The 14,602-nt window shown below is 65.6% G+C and carries 14 protein-coding genes; 11 read left to right on the top strand and 3 right to left on the bottom strand.

Annotation, left to right across the window (positions count from 1 at the left end; translation table 11 throughout):
* Positions 1-44: 44 nt before the first annotated feature.
* The gene (locus WBP07_RS03420) at positions 45-3,266 is read right to left on the bottom strand and encodes a YdbH domain-containing protein (RefSeq protein ID WP_395394288.1); all 3,222 of its coding nucleotides are present in this window, start codon (positions 3,264-3,266) and stop codon (positions 45-47) included.
* 54 nt (positions 3,267-3,320) lie between these two features.
* Here WBP07_RS03420 and radC point away from each other — a divergent pair, with 54 nt between their 5' ends.
* The 8 genes from radC to WBP07_RS03380 all read left to right on the top strand — a co-directional run bounded on the left by radC (position 3,321) and on the right by WBP07_RS03380 (position 10,456).
* Complete coding sequence (radC, locus tag WBP07_RS03415) at positions 3,321-4,082, top strand: DNA repair protein RadC (RefSeq protein ID WP_395395712.1); 762 nt, start codon at positions 3,321-3,323, stop codon at positions 4,080-4,082.
* Positions 4,082-4,825 (top strand): NRDE family protein, encoded by a 744-nt coding sequence (locus WBP07_RS03410; protein WP_395394287.1) that lies wholly within the window; start codon positions 4,082-4,084, stop codon positions 4,823-4,825. Before radC ends, WBP07_RS03410 begins: the two co-directional genes overlap by 1 nt.
* An 89-nt stretch (positions 4,826-4,914) precedes the next feature.
* Positions 4,915-5,364, top strand: a complete 450-nt coding sequence (locus tag WBP07_RS03405; protein ID WP_395394285.1) for a hypothetical protein — start codon at positions 4,915-4,917, stop codon at positions 5,362-5,364.
* Between the two features lie 335 nt (positions 5,365-5,699).
* Positions 5,700-6,854, top strand: a complete 1,155-nt coding sequence (locus tag WBP07_RS03400; RefSeq protein ID WP_395394284.1) for an endonuclease/exonuclease/phosphatase family protein — start codon at positions 5,700-5,702, stop codon at positions 6,852-6,854.
* A 242-nt stretch (positions 6,855-7,096) separates the two neighbouring features.
* Positions 7,097-8,410, top strand: a complete 1,314-nt coding sequence (purB, locus tag WBP07_RS03395) for an adenylosuccinate lyase (protein ID WP_395394283.1) — start codon at positions 7,097-7,099, stop codon at positions 8,408-8,410.
* Positions 8,411-8,510: 100 nt separating this feature from the next.
* Positions 8,511-8,846 (top strand): LapA family protein, encoded by a 336-nt coding sequence (locus WBP07_RS03390; RefSeq protein ID WP_395394282.1) that lies wholly within the window; start codon positions 8,511-8,513, stop codon positions 8,844-8,846.
* 4 nt (positions 8,847-8,850) lie between these two features.
* Positions 8,851-9,543, top strand: a complete 693-nt coding sequence (gene pyrF, locus WBP07_RS03385) for an orotidine-5'-phosphate decarboxylase (RefSeq protein ID WP_395394281.1) — start codon at positions 8,851-8,853, stop codon at positions 9,541-9,543.
* Positions 9,544-9,700: 157 nt separating this feature from the next.
* Positions 9,701-10,456 (top strand): SIMPL domain-containing protein, encoded by a 756-nt coding sequence (locus WBP07_RS03380; protein WP_395394280.1) that lies wholly within the window; start codon positions 9,701-9,703, stop codon positions 10,454-10,456.
* A 77-nt stretch (positions 10,457-10,533) separates the two neighbouring features.
* Here the strand turns inward: WBP07_RS03380 and WBP07_RS03375 are convergent, their stop codons facing one another.
* Positions 10,534-10,959 (bottom strand): DUF4019 domain-containing protein, encoded by a 426-nt coding sequence (locus WBP07_RS03375; protein ID WP_395394278.1) that lies wholly within the window; start codon positions 10,957-10,959, stop codon positions 10,534-10,536.
* A 46-nt stretch (positions 10,960-11,005) separates the two neighbouring features.
* Here WBP07_RS03375 and WBP07_RS03370 point away from each other — a divergent pair, with 46 nt between their 5' ends.
* On the top strand, positions 11,006-11,647 hold the full coding sequence (locus WBP07_RS03370; protein WP_395394277.1) for a phosphoribosylanthranilate isomerase: 642 nt from the start codon (positions 11,006-11,008) through the stop codon (positions 11,645-11,647).
* Between the two features lie 147 nt (positions 11,648-11,794).
* Here the strand turns inward: WBP07_RS03370 and WBP07_RS03365 are convergent, their stop codons facing one another.
* On the bottom strand, positions 11,795-12,259 hold the full coding sequence (locus WBP07_RS03365) for an outer membrane protein (protein WP_395394276.1): 465 nt from the start codon (positions 12,257-12,259) through the stop codon (positions 11,795-11,797).
* A 254-nt stretch (positions 12,260-12,513) separates the two neighbouring features.
* On the opposite strand from WBP07_RS03365, the gene trpB reads away from it, so the two are divergent.
* A complete protein-coding gene (trpB, locus tag WBP07_RS03360) occupies positions 12,514-13,755 on the top strand; it encodes a tryptophan synthase subunit beta (RefSeq protein WP_395394275.1) in 1,242 nt (413 codons plus the stop codon).
* Between the two features lie 3 nt (positions 13,756-13,758).
* Positions 13,759-14,535, top strand: a complete 777-nt coding sequence (trpA, locus tag WBP07_RS03355; protein WP_395394274.1) for a tryptophan synthase subunit alpha — start codon at positions 13,759-13,761, stop codon at positions 14,533-14,535.
* Positions 14,536-14,602 lie beyond the last annotated feature (67 nt).

Genomic DNA, 14,602 nt, shown 5'->3' with positions numbered 1-14,602 from the left:
CGGGCTTGTCGCAGCCGGAACGCTTCCGGTCAATTGCGGGCCGATCATGGTTTTTTCTCGCTGTCTGAAGGCTGAATGGTGTTGTGTGCGGGACCAGCCGTGGATTTCGCGGCAGCAGCTGCCGCTGCGGCGGCCTTCGCCTGCATGGCGGCCTCGACGCTCAGCAGGCGGGGATCCTTGATGTACGTGGCATCGTAAAGCGAGCGCATGTTGCCGAACAGGCTCATGAACGGCGCCTTCACGTTGACGATGAAGTGGATCGGCAGCTTCGCCACCTGCTTGGTGATGAAGTTCTGCGAGGCGCCCTCCCCCTGGCTCAGCCCGTCGAAGCTGATCCGGGTGAGGATATCGCCCGAGAGCGAACCGTCGAGGCCGATCTCCATCTGCCGGTAATCGACCGACTTCAGCGCCCCAAACGCGAAGTTGCCCATCGCCGACAGGTCCTTGTAGGTCAGTGCGCCGATATAGCTGACATTGCCGCCCGGCGCGCGCGAACGCAGGTAGCCATTGTCGATCCGGCCGCCGTTCTCGTCGAACACCAGCGGAAGTTCGCCATCGAATACGCCGGTGGCGTTGATATTGCCCACTTCCAGATGCTGCACGAAAGTCGCGGCATTCAGGCCCTTTACGGTCAGCTTGTAGCGCCGCGTCTCGGACGCGCCGATCGTCATGGTCGAAGGTTCCAGCGTCAGCGTGCCGTCCATGAACGGCCACTGCGCGCCGTTGACGCGCAGCAGGTAGCCGGGCTCCATCTGGAACGAGAGCACGCCGTCGGTCACTTCGATGCCGGGGTTCATCGAGGCCAGCTTCAACTTCTGGTCCGGCGCGGTGACGAAGCCCAGCAGGTCGGTGAAGACGACATCGCCCGACAGCCCCTTCACCGGCCCGAACGGCGCGGCGAAGGCCAGCGCGTCGGTGGAGAAGCGGCCGTGGCTGGTCACCTTGTCGGCATTCCAGTCGATCCGTCCGCTGCCGCGCACGGTGCCTTCCAGGTTGGAGACGATGCCCGTAAGCAATCCCGATAGTTCGCTGACCTGCACCTTGTTGTCGAACAGGATGCCGTCCACCGCGAGGTCCGCGTGGCCCTTGGCGGCGTTGAGATCGTGGACGATATCGGTGCGCACGACCACGCGGTCGCTCGTCGGCTCCCGCATGGCCGCTTGCGCGGTGATTACGCCGTTCTGGAGCCGCAGTGTCGCATCGCGCGCGATCATCGGCTTGAAGCGCGGCACCTGTTGACGATCGACCAAGGTGAAGTGCGCATCCTCGATGCCGAGCACGCCGCCGGCATAGCGCCAGCGCCCGGCAGTCTGGTGCAAGTCCAGCGGAACGGCGGCAAGCATCACGTCGCCCTCATCGAAAGCGCCGCCGATCTCCTTGCCGATGGTCGCGTCCAAGTGGGCGATGCGAAAGCGCGAAGGCGCATCGGCCGCGCCCAGTTCCACCGCCACCGACTTCGCCGTCAGCGCGCCGGACTTTCCGGGGAACTGCGCATAGCCGAGCGGACCGCTGGAAACGCGGATGCGGGTGCCGCCCATGCGGCCGGTCACGTCCAGCCCGGGCAGTCCGGCGGTGATCGAAAGCCCGCGCGCATCGTTCGCGACGATGGTCCTGCCCCTGGCCGGGCAAACCGAGAGCTGCCGCTTGTCGATCGTGACATTGGCCAGCGCCAGCCGGTCGAACGCGATTGTCGTGCAATGCGGCCAGAGCAGGATCGCACCGTCCGCTGCCCAGCGCCCATCGATAGGCAGGACCAATCCCTCCGCCCGTCCGCCCGGCAGCGCGCCGGAAAGCCGCGCCTCGCCCGCGAAAGTCATCGCGCCATCGGCCGATTGCGTCAGCGAGAGGTGCGGCAGAGCCAGCCGCGAATCGCCCGCGCGGTACTCCGGCATCATCACGCTGAGCGCGAGGCGGCCGTTCGCAGCGGTTTCCATCCGGCCGGAGACTTGCGGCAGCCCCTGCCCGGCGCTTGCGAAGTTGCCGGTGATCACCGGGCGGCCTTTCCCGAACACCGCCTGCACGCGCGACAGGGCGAGCAGCGAAGCACCGCTGGTTCCACGCCAGTTGCCGCGCGGCACCACCAAGCTCCAGCGTCCGGCATCGCGGCGCAGGATCACATTGGCATCGAGCTTCGATCCACGCGCCTCGCGAGCAAGGGCGGATCGGATCCCGTTCGCCAGCGGGGCGGCCAGCGTGCCCTCCCCACTCTTCGCCAGATCGGTCAGCGCCCGGTCGGCCATGGCACCGGGGACGATGCCGGTACCGGTGGCATCTCCATCGATGTCGATATTCACGAAACCGGGATCGGTGCGCACTTGCCCATCGAAGCCCAGCGAGGCCGCCGCGGCCTGCGGCGTCGCGATCCCGCGCGCGGCCAGCTTGTAGGTGGCGGTCAGCGCGCGCTTGCGGAACGTGAAGCGCCCCGAAGCGGTGAGCCCCTCCACGCGATTCTCCGCCATCCGCCCCGCGCCGCCTTCCAGCCCCAGCCGGCCCTCCACGCCATCAAGCGTGCGGTCCACCGTCAGATCCAGTTGCACAGCCGACTTGCCCGCGCGCAGTGCCTGGGACGGACAATCGAGCCCGTCCATCCGCAGCGGCCCGGTGAACGTCGGCTTTTCGCCTTGCACGCGCAGCTTGCCGTAGAGCGTCGTGCGCCCCGCCGCGCAGCCCTGATAGGCGAGTTTCGGCGAAAGCACCGCCAGCGCACCGTCGAACCCGCCGCGCAAGCCCCCTGCCCCGTCGATCTTCGCGGCGATGCGGCCATAATCGCTCTCGATCAGCGCACGCCCGTCAACCAGCGCCACGTCATAGTCGGGCAGCGGGTGATCCTTGTCGCCCCCACCCGATTCGAGCACTTTGTCCAGCGCGCCGAGGCTCAGCTTACCGTCGTGCAAGCTGCCGTAGAGGCGCGGACGCACCAGCGTGATTCGGCCAATCCCGGGGATGCCCCAGGCCATTTGGGTCGCCACGCGCACTTCGTCGATGGTCAGGTCCGGCCGCCTGGGATCGCCGACCACGACATTGCGGATGATCTCTTCGGAGGGCGAGATCTTCACGATCTTGTAGCGCGCCGGCAGGCCCATCTGTTTCAGCTGATCGGCGATCAGGTTGTCCGCGATATGCTCGCGCATCAGCCATGCCGCGCCAAGCGAGGCAGCGAACAGGCCCAGCACGCCCAGCGCACTCGCCGCCGCCACGCGCCGACGGGCGCGCGAGGGGCGGTCTGGCTCCGCCGGGGCTTCGAACTGGTCCTGCACCTCAGACATTCAGATCGTTCACTTGCGCGCCCACGCCGGGAAAGGCAATTGTCCGTGACGCTTATGCCCGATCAGGACAGTCTCTTCGATGAACCGGCCGCATGTGACGCCGGAATCTCCACGCCGGACGATGGCCCGGCGCGCCGGGAAACGGGCAACGATCCCAGCGGGCATCGCGGACGGCTGCGCAAACGGCTGATCGAAGGCGGGGCGGAAGCTCTGGCAGATCATGAAGTGATCGAACTCCTGCTGATGCAGGCCGTTCCCCGGCGCGACATGAAACCGCTCGCCCGCAGCCTGATCCAGCGATTCGGATCGCTGGCGGCAGTGCTGCAAACCGATCCGCGCACATTGGCCGCCCACCCCGGAATGGGCGAGGCGACTGCGGCCGCTCTGCGGATCGTCACCGTCGCCGCCACTCGCCTTGCCCGCCAGCGCGTGCGTGAGAAGCCGGTGATCGGTTCGTGGCAGGTACTGGTAGACTACCTGACCATAGACATGGCGCACCTGACACGCGAACGCGTGCGCGTGCTCTACCTCAATTCCAAGAACATGCTGCTACTGGACGAGATGGTGGGCGAAGGCTCCATCGACGAAGCGGCGATCCACCCGCGCGAAGTGATCCGCCGCGCGCTGGACCTTGGCGCCACCGGGCTGATCCTGGTCCACAACCACCCCTCCGGCTCGCCAGAGCCCAGCCGCGCGGATATCGAGATGACGCATCGCATCGCCGCGGCCGGGCGCATCCTTGGCGTCACGGTTCACGATCATGTGGTGATCGGGCGTGAGGGCCATGTCAGCATGCACGCGAAAGGCCTGATATAATGTGCGTCGCCGCCGTCGCCTGGCGCGCCCATCCCGACTGGCCGCTGGTCGTCGCCGGCAATCGCGACGAGTACCACGCCCGCGCCTCCGCTCCGCTGGCGCACTGGCAGGACGGCTCCGGCGTGATCGCCGGGCGCGACCTTGTCGGCCACGGCACCTGGCTGGGCCTGACCGAGGCGGGCCGCTTCGTTCTCGTCACCAATTACCGCGTTCCCGAAGGCGCCCAGCCCGGCTGCCCCTCACGCGGGGTGCTCGTTACCGACCTGCTGCAGGGCCGCGCACCGGAACCGGTCGAGACGATGAACCCGTTCAACCTCGTAGAGGTTGCGGGCGGCAAGGCGCGCTTTCTCACCAATTACCCGGGAACCGAATTGCGCGTGCTGACACCGGGGATCCACGGCCTTTCCAACGGCGGCTTCGACTTGCCGTGGCCGAAGACCCGCGCGGTGGAGCGCGCCGTGGCCGACTGGCTGAACGCCGGCGAGGCCGATCTGTCGCCGCTGCTGGATGCCCTGCGCGTGGAAAGGCCTGAACGCCGAACCGCCCGCGCGGAAGACGGGCCGGAGCCGCGCTTCGCCCCGGTGTTCATACGCGACTTCGTCTACGGCACGCGGTGCAGCACCGTGCTCGCGCTTTCCCGCACCGGGCACGGCCGGATCGTGGAGCGCAGCTTCGCGCCCGATGGCAGCGTGACCGGCGAAGTCACCATCGCTTTCGAATGGCCGGAAGCCGCATTGCCCTGACTGCATCCATTACCGCTTCCACAATCAAAGCCCGAAACTCCGATTTTGTGAGAAAGCGATCCTTAGTATTTGGCAAATATGCAAGAACGATGAGCCACCGCCCCGCCAGCGCGACAAGAATTTTTGCTTCCATGCTGCTTCTCGCCGGAATTTCCGGTTGCGCCCGATGGCAGCCGGAGACCGGCCATGGGCTGGCCACGCTACCGCCAGCCTGCCCCCTAAAACGCGGCCCCGTCGTTGCGAATTTTGGTGAGGCGGGCATGGCGGGCGTCTATCAATTTGTGACGCAGGACGCGCCGGATAGCGATATTGCGGCCTTCCTGACGGCAAGCAAAACTGCCGGCTTCGACGTCATGCTGATAACCCTGAACATCAATGGCAAAGACACGCTGATCGCAACCGGCCACGAAATTCTGCGAACCCAGGATCAAACCGATCGTGAGTTCGCCCTCGCCTGCTCATTGGGACACGGCAAAGTCTATCTCACCAATGCGCGCTACGACCCGCGTGATCCGACCGGCACCAAGCGCGTCGGCTAAGTCGCGCCGATAAGAATTGCCGCGCGGATTATTGTAGCGCAGCGCAAGGCCTCAAGAACAAGCGGGATCCCCGCCTGCGCGGGGATAAGGGGTTGACCGGCAAGCCCAAGTCTCTCGACCCTCCCGCTTGCGGGAGGGCATGGTTCCGCCTCGCCCGAAACTTTAGCCATTCCCTCTCCCGCAGGCGGGACGGGGAGCGAGACTTGGCAGCTTGCTGCCTTAGTCGCAGCGCGGTTGGCCAATGCAACGCCGCAACTCAGCACGCCCTCTTGGCAAACATAACGCCCCGCGCATAAGGTGATACTTCCCCCAGAGCAGGAACCCGCCCCGCCGGCATGCACGGTCTACCCAAGCCTCATCGAATTCTGGCTCGCTCTTCCGTCGGCCTCGCCGCGCTGCTGATTGCCGGTTGCTCCACGCTTCCTCCGCCACGCGCCCAGGTGACTTGCGCCCAGACCGTACCGCCGGCCATTACATTCTCCGCCAATGGCGCCATTGCGACGACGCGGCTGAAAGTGCTCACCTACAACATAGAGGGCCTCGGCTGGCCGGCGCGCAGCGGCCGGGCGCGCTATCTGGAGCAGATCGGGGAGCGCCTTGCCGCCATGCGCGCCGACGGTACCGGGCCGGACATCGTGCTGTTCCAGGAAATGTTCAGCGACGCGGCGAAGCGCGCGGTGAAAAGCACCGGCTATCCGGCGATCTACTCCGGCCCGCACCGCACCACGCGCGCCAAGGGCGCCACGCGCGACTATCTGCCCGGCCATTCCAGCCTGACGCGGGGAGAGATCGGCATCCATGTCTTCGGCAGCGGCCTCGCCATCGCCTCCCGCTATTCGATCCTCGACTATAGCCGGCGCGCCTATGGCCGCAGGTCCTGCGCAGGGTTCGACTGCCTTTCGAACAAGGGCATCGCGCTGGCCCGGATCGACATTCCCGGCGTGCCATCGCTGATCGACGTCTACGACACGCACATGAATTCGCGCGGCGCGTCAGGCGCGCCGGCGCCGCGCAACCTTTCCGCGCACGACCGGCAGGCGCAGGAAGCATCGCGCTTCATCGACGAGACGCATGATGACGAAAACCCGCTGATCTTCGGCGGCGATTTCAACATGCGCCGGTCGGAGCCGCGCTGGGAGAACTTCACGAAGTATCAGGCGCTCGATCTGGTGCATCGGATCTGCATGAACCCGGCCTCCGGCTGTGACGTGAAAATGTCGTGGGACGGGGACGAGCCCTGGATGGACACGCAGGACCTGCAATTCCTCTGGACCGGCGAAGACGTGCGGGTCCGCCCGGTAAAAGTGGAAGCGATGTTCGATGGCAGCCCGGGCAGCCCGATGCTTTCCGACCATGACGGCTTCATGGTGACCTACGAATTGCGCTGGAAAGCGGCACTCACCCGCTTGCCGGCATGCGGACGGATGGCCGGCCGCGATCGGCGGCCGCGTTTTCCTAACCCGCCCGCGCCTGTCATATCTTCGAAATGACGACTTTTCGAAACGGTGGCCGTTTTTCGACTTTTTTGGACCCTTTCGGCGGCCCGAAAGGAGCGATGCGGTTTTCGTTTCAGGACCGTGTCAACTGTGTCAACCTGACTGTCACCTTAGGTGTCACCTTGCGCCGGGATGCAGCATTTCGAAGGAGCCATACCCCCTCGCTCCCGTTCATCCCCCTTGCCATTGAAGCCCTGCCCGCCTAGCGGCACCCGCGTCAGCCATAGGAGTCGAACATGGTCCCCCGCTACGCCCGCCCCGCGATGACCGCGATCTGGGAGCCCGAAGCCCGTTACCGCATCTGGTTCGAGATCGAGGCCCACGCCGCCGTGAAGATGGGCGAGATGGGCACCGTGCCCGCCAGCGCCGGCCAGGCCCTCTGGGACTGGTGGGCCAAGAGCCCGACGATCGACGTCGCCGCGATCGACGCGATCGAGGCCGTCACCAAGCACGACGTGATCGCCTTCCTCGACTGGGTTGCCCAGCAGGTCGGCCCCGAAGCGCGTTTCATGCACCAGGGCATGACCAGCTCCGACGTGCTGGACACCACGCTGAACGTCCAACTGGTGAAGGCTGCCGACATCCTGCTGGAAGACCTTGATGCCCTGCTCGCCGCGATCAAGCGCCGCGCCGAAGAGCACAAGTACACCCCCACCATCGGCCGCAGCCACGGCATCCATGCCGAGCCGGTAACCTTCGGCCTGAAGATGGCCGAAGCCTATGCCGAATTCTCGCGCTGCAAGAAGCGCCTGATCGCCGCGCGTGAGGAAGTCGCGACCTGCGCGATCTCCGGCGCCGTCGGCACTTTCGCCAACGTCGATCCCGCCGTTGAGCAGTACGTCGCGGACAAGATGGGCCTGGAAATCGAGCCGGTCTCGACCCAGGTGATCCCGCGCGATCGTCACGCGATGTTCTTCGCGGTGCTGGGCGTGATCGCCAGCTCGATCGAGCGTCTGGCCATCGAAGTGCGCCACCTGCAGCGCACCGAAGTGCTTGAGGCGGAAGAATACTTCGCCCCCGGCCAGAAGGGCTCGTCGGCGATGCCGCACAAGCGCAACCCGGTGCTGACCGAGAACCTGACCGGCCTGGCCCGCGTCGTCCGCTCGTCGGTGACCCCGGCGATGGAGAACGTGGCGCTCTGGCATGAGCGTGACATCTCGCACTCCTCGGTCGAACGCTTCATCGGCCCGGACGCCACGATCACGCTCGACTTCGCGCTCGCCCGCCTCACCAGCGTGGTCGACAAGCTGCTCGTCTACCCTGAGCGCATGCAGAAGAACCTCGACCGCATGGGCGGCCTCGTCCACTCGCAGCGCGTGCTGCTGGCGCTGACGCAGGCCGGCCTGACGCGCGACCAGTCGTACCGTCTGGTGCAGCGCAATGCGATGAAGGTGTGGGAATCGGACGGTCAGCTTTCGCTGCTGGAACTTCTCAAGGCCGATCCCGAAGTCACGGCGGCGCTGCCCGTCGAAGTGATCGAGGAGAAGTTCAACCTCGATTACCACTTCAAGCAGGTCGATACGATCTTCGCGCGCGTTTTCGGTAACTAAGCCGGCCGCCGACACTTCCCATGGCCGCCAATCGCGCTTAGCATTGCGCGATTGGCGGGACCAACTTGCAGAGCCACCTGCAGGAATTGCCGGAGGAAGCATGAATATCATCCGCACCGTGCTGTGGATCGCGATCACTGCGATCCTTGTCGCCTTCATCGCCATGAACTGGGCCAAGGTGCCGGTGAACTTCTGGCCGTTGGACAATGGCAATTACATTCATTTCGAATGGCCGATCGGCGTCGTCGCCCTGCTGTTCTTCGGCTTGGGCATGCTGCCGGTGCTGCTCTACCTGCGCGCGGTGCGCTGGCGGCTGAACCGCCGCATCGCCACGCTGGAAAATTCGCTGCGCGCCAGTTCGATGCCGTCGATGACGGCACCCGAAGCCACCCACGCCCCCACCCCTGTTACTCTAGATCCCACCCCGGAAGTCTGATCCCATGAACAACAATCCCGTCTATCTCGCTCTCGACCTGCCCCGCCTTGACGCCGCAGAGGCGCTGGCCCGCAAGGTCGCCGGGCATATCGGCGGGATCAAGCTGGGGCTGGAATTCTTCTGCGCGCACGGCCACCACGGCGTGCATGAGCTGCACAAGCTGGGCCTGCCGATCTTCCTCGACCTTAAGCTGCACGACATTCCGAACACCGTGGCCGGCGCCATGCAGGCGATCCACGTGCTGCAGCCGTCCATCGTCACCATCCACGCCGCCGGTGGCCGCGCCATGATGGAAGACGCCAAGGCTGCCGCGGGTGAGAATACCAAGGTCGTGGCGGTTACCGTGCTCACCAGCCTCGACGGTGACGACCTTGCCGCCATCGGCGTCCACGACGAGCCCCATGCACAGGCCATGCGCCTTGCCGAACTGGCGCACTCCGCCGGGCTCGACGGCATCGTCTGCTCCGGCCACGAAGTCGGCGCGATCCATAACCAGTGGAAGGACGGCTACTTCGTCGTCCCCGGCCTGCGCCCAGACGATGGTCGAAATGGAGGCGGAGCCAATGGCGATCAGAAGCGCATCGTCACCCCGCGCCAGGCGCGCGACGACGGTGCCAGCGTGCTGGTGATCGGCCGCCCGATCAGCCGAGCCGAAGACCCGCTGGCCGCCGCCCGCGCGATCGAGGCAACGCTCTGACGCAAAGACGCGTCCGGAGCCAAGGCTGACGCGCCGCGGCTCCGTCTCTCCGTTCATCCCCCGGAAATGCACGGTTCAGCGCCGGGCAACCTCCGGGGAAGCAGACCGTTGTTCCGGTCCTGATGGCCCGATGGCGATGAATGGAGAGTGCGACTATATGAAATCCCCCCGACTGCTCGCTGCTGCCGCGTTCACCGCGCTGGCTCTGGCTTCCGCCCCCGCCGCGATGGCGCAGCAAACCACCCCCGCGATCGAAGCCGGGCACACGCTGCTGACGGTCAGCGCCGAAGGCTCGACCACCCGCACGCCGGACATGGCCAGCTATTCGGCCGGCGTCACCACGCAGGGCAAGACCGCCAGCGAGGCGATGGGCGCCAATTCGCAGGCGATGGCCCGCGTGATCGCCGCGCTGAAGAAGGCCGGCGTGGCGGACAAGGACATCCAGACCACCAACCTCAGCCTCAATCCCGTCTATGCCGAGCCGAAGCGCCAGCCCGACGGCAGCTTCTCCGGCGAGCCGCGTGAGATCGTCGGCTACCAGGCCACCAACACCGTCAACGTGCGCCAGCGCAAGCTGGCCGACACCGGCAAGGTGATCGACGCGCTGGTGACCGCCGGCGCCAACCAGGTCAATGGCCCGGACTTCACCCTGTCCGAACCCGCCGCCGCGCAGGACGAGGCCCGCGTCGACGCCATCAAGACCGCCCGCGCCCGCGCGGACCTCTACGCCCGCGCCGCCGGCCTGCGCGTGGTGCGCATCGTCTCGATCAGCGAGAGCGGCGGGTTCTCGCCGATGCCGGTGATGTATGCACGCAAGGCATCGATGGACATGGCCGCCGCTGCCCCGCCAGTCGCCGCCGGTGAGCTTCAGATGTCGGTGAACGTTACCGTCCAGTTCGAACTGGCTCAGTAAGAACGAAAAATCGAATCACGCGAAGGTGCAATTGCTATGCCCCTTCGCGTGATTGCGCGAAGTTACCGAGCCCGCGCTCAATCCAGCATCATGTCCTGCGACTGGATGTTGTAGCCGACCAGCGCCATGCGCCCGCCGTCGCCCTTGCGATAGACGAACTGTTCCACGCCCGAGCCGTGCTCGAACACGGTCTCCATCGTCAGCGTGACGAAAGTGCCTCCAGTGGTGGCATTGGCGTTCCATCCCACCTGCTTGCTCGATCGCACTTTGCCCAGCTTGCGATGAACCGCATCGATCAGCTTCGCGAACTGTGCCTGCTGGGTCGCGCTGCGCAACTGGGGATCGGCGTCGTTCCAGATTTCCTGCGTGCGGCCGGCATCGAGCGCGCGATGGAACTTCGCCACTTCCAGCCCGGCGTCCGCGAAGGACTCCTTCATGCCGCAGCCTGCCAGCATTGCAGCAGCGGCAAATGGCATTAGATAGCGGGCCAGTCCGTTCATCATGCGTCCCCTAAAGTACTGGGGCCGCAATCTAGGCCAGAAAAACGACATGCCAACAGCGGCGATCAAGATCTGCGGGATAAGCACGCAAGACGCGTTGGAAGCCGCCATTCGCGCGCGCGCCGATCATGCGGGCTTCGTGTTCTTTTCCAAGAGCCCGCGCAATGTCACTCCGGCCGAGGCTGCACTGCTGGCCGCGCGCGCCGAGGGCCGCATCGGCCGCGTCGGCCTCTTCGTCGATGCCGATGACGCCACGATTGCCGAAGCCATGACGAGCGCCCGTCTGGACGCATTCCAGCTTCATGGAAGCGAGAGCCCCGAACGCGCTGCCCAACTGCGCTCGCGCTACGGTGTGGCAGTGTGGAAGGCGCTTTCGGTCGCGACGGCAGAGGATGCCGCGAAAGCGACTGCCTATGCCGGTGCCGTCGATCTGGTGCTGTTCGATGCCAAGACACCCAAGGGCACGCTGCCGGGTGGCATGGGCCTGAGCTTCGACTGGAGCCTGGTCGCCAACTGGAAAGGCCCGGTCGCCTGGGGGCTTGCCGGCGGCCTTACGCCGGACAACGTGGCCGAAGCCGTGCGGCTGACCGGAACGCCGCTGGTGGACACGTCCTCCGGCGTGGAAAGCGCGCCGGGCGTGAAGGACCTGGACCGGATCGACGCTTTCACGCGCGCCGTCCGCAGCGTTTAACCCGCACCTCTGGCACATCGCGCAAACGAGAAAGGGCGGCCCCCTCATGGGCCGCCCTTCCCTGGCTTACGCTCGCAAAGGAGCGATTCCGCTCAGTTGCCCCCGGCCCGACGCCTCGGTGGCGAATTCGGGCCGGAAGCAGCCAAATCAGAACTTCACGCCAACGCCAACCAGGCCGACGTCTGCGTCGGGGGTGTTGTCGCCAACGAGAAGGTGCTTGTACTCAGCCTTGGCGTAGAAGCGGTCGTTGAGGCCCTGCTCAACGCCACCGCCAACAGCAACGGCGCTGTTGCCGTACTTGCTGAACTTCGACTGCCAGGTCGAGTTGGCATAGAGCTTGGTGGTCGGGGTAACCTTGTAGCCAACGCGGCCACCGGCGCCCCACGAAACGCGGGTGTCGCTGGTCAGGATCTTGTCTGCCGAACCTTCAACGCCCGCGAAGAACTTGCTGCCCAGGTCGTAGTCGTAACCGACGGCGACGCCTGCGACTGCTTCGCTGTCGCTGCCGTCCCAGATGATGCCGGTGCGGGCTTCGACGCGCGCTTCATTGGCCAGAGCGGGGGTGGCGGCGGCCGCAGCGACTGCGGCGAGCGAAACGAGTGCGATACGCATGTTTTTTCTCCAGTATTTTCCCCGGCCCTCACCGGGGAGCCGCCCGCTGCGCCTCCTTTCCTTTCGCTCAGATGAACGAAATAATTCATTATTACCCCAAAACGTCATGAAACTGCCACTTACAGACACTATATTGCCAATATCGTTTGCGTAATTGCATGCTTTGCAATTGAAAACGAACGGTCCATCCCCATGCAAACGTTTATCGGCGAAGGCGCTGGACTTGGCCGCCCCGCTCTGCCAATCGCCCGGTCATGACCACGCACGCGCCTGTGAACAGCTTTCGCGCCATGCCCGACGAGACCGGCCACTTCGGCCAGTTCGGCGGTCGCTACGTCGCCGAAACGCTGATGCCGCTGATCCTCGATCTGGAAAAGGAATACCGCAAGGCGCAGCAGGACCCCGCGTTCTGGGCGGAATTCGATGCGCTGATGAAGGACTTCGTCGGCCGTCCCAGCCCGCTCTATTATGCGCCGCGCATGACGGACTATTTCCGGGCGCAAGCGCCTGCCGGCAAGGGTCCGAAGATCTACTTCAAGCGCGAAGAGCTGAACCACACCGGCGCGCACAAGATCAACAACTGCATCGGCCAGATCCTGCTGGCCATCCGCATGGGCAAGAAGAAGATCATCGCCGAAACCGGCGCCGGCCAGCACGGCGTCGCCACCGCGACCGTCGCCGCACGCTTCGGCCTGCCCTGCAAGATCTTCATGGGCGCCAAGGATATCGAACGGCAGAAGCCCAACGTGTTCCGCATGAAGCTGCTGGGCGCCGAAGTCGTCTCCTGCGAAAGCGGGTCGCAGTCTCTCAAGGACTCGATGAACGACGCGCTGCGCTACTGGGTCGCGAACGTTCACGACACCTTCTACATCATCGGCACCGCCGCCGGCCCGCATCCTTACCCTGAGCTGGTGCGCGACTTCCAGTCGATCATCGGCAAGGAAACGCGCGAACAGATGCTGGAGAAGGAAGGCCGCCTGCCCGACATGCTGGTGGCGGCCGTGGGCGGCGGATCGAACGCGATCGGCCTGTTCCACCCCTTCCTCGACGATCCCGACGTCCAGATGACCGGTATTGAGGCAGCGGGCCACGGCATCGACACCGACAAGCACGCCGCGTCGCTCACCGGCGGCAAGCCCGGCATCCTGCACGGTAACAAGACCTATCTGCTTCAGGACGAAGACGGTCAGATCACCGAGGCGCACTCGATCTCGGCCGGTCTCGACTATCCGGGGCTTGGGCCGGAACACTCGTGGCTGCATGAGAGCGGCCGCGTGAACTACGTGCCGATCACCGATACGCAGGCGCTCGACGCGTTCCAGCTCTGCTGCGAGTTGGAGGGCATCATCCCCGCCCTCGAAAGCTCGCACGCGCTGGCTGCCCTGCCGCAGCTGACGGCGGAGATGGATGAGGACAAGCTGCTTGTCGTCAACGTTTCGGGCCGCGGCGACAAGGACATCTTCACCGTCGCCGAAGCGCTGGGTGTGGAGCTTTAATCTATGACCCGCTTCAACACTGCCTTTTCCAAAGGCCCCGCGCTCGTCTGCTTCATCACCGGGGGTGACGGCGATACGGCCGCCAATCTCGACGCGCTGGTCGCGGGCGGTGCCGACGTGATCGAACTCGGCATGCCGTTCACCGATCCCATGGCCGACGGCCCGGCGATCCAGGAAGCGAACATCCGCAGCCTCGACGCCGGTACCAAGACCGCCGACGTGTTCCGCATCGCCGGCGAGTTCCGCGCCCGCCACGCGCAAGTGCCGCTGGTGCTGATGGGCTACGCCAACCCGATGATCGCGCGCGGTGCGGACTGGTTCGCGGACGAATGCGCGAAGGCCGGCGTGGACGGCGTGATCTGCGTGGACATCCCGCCAGAGGAAGACGCCGAACTCGGCCCGGCCCTGCGCGAAAAGAGCGTTTCGCTGATCCGCCTTGCCACGCCGACGACCGACGCCGCGCGCCTTCCCGCCGTGCTCGAAGGCTCCTCGGGCTTTCTCTACTATGTCTCGGTGGCGGGCGTTACCGGCATGCAGCAGGCGGCACAGGGCTCGATCGAGGATGCCGTGGCCAAGCTGAAGGCAGCCAGTTCGATCCCCGTCGCGGTGGGCTTTGGCGTGCGCACGCCCGAACAGGCCAGTGCCATCGCGAAGGTGGCGGACGGCGTGGTCGTGGGCTCGGCACTGGTCGATCTGGTCAAGCAGCACGGCACGGACGCCCCGGCCCATCTGCGCGAACTGACTGCCGCGCTGGCGGAAGCGGTCCACACCGCGCGCTGACATCCAGAACTTCGTCCCTAAACTTCGTCATTGCGAAACGCGTGACGAGGACGCAATCCGTGCATCG

The sequence above is a fragment of the Novosphingobium oxfordense genome, from assembly GCF_044029435.1.
Taxonomy (GTDB): Bacteria; Pseudomonadota; Alphaproteobacteria; order Sphingomonadales; family Sphingomonadaceae; genus Novosphingobium.
This window is presented reverse-complemented; position numbering and strand designations above follow the sequence as displayed.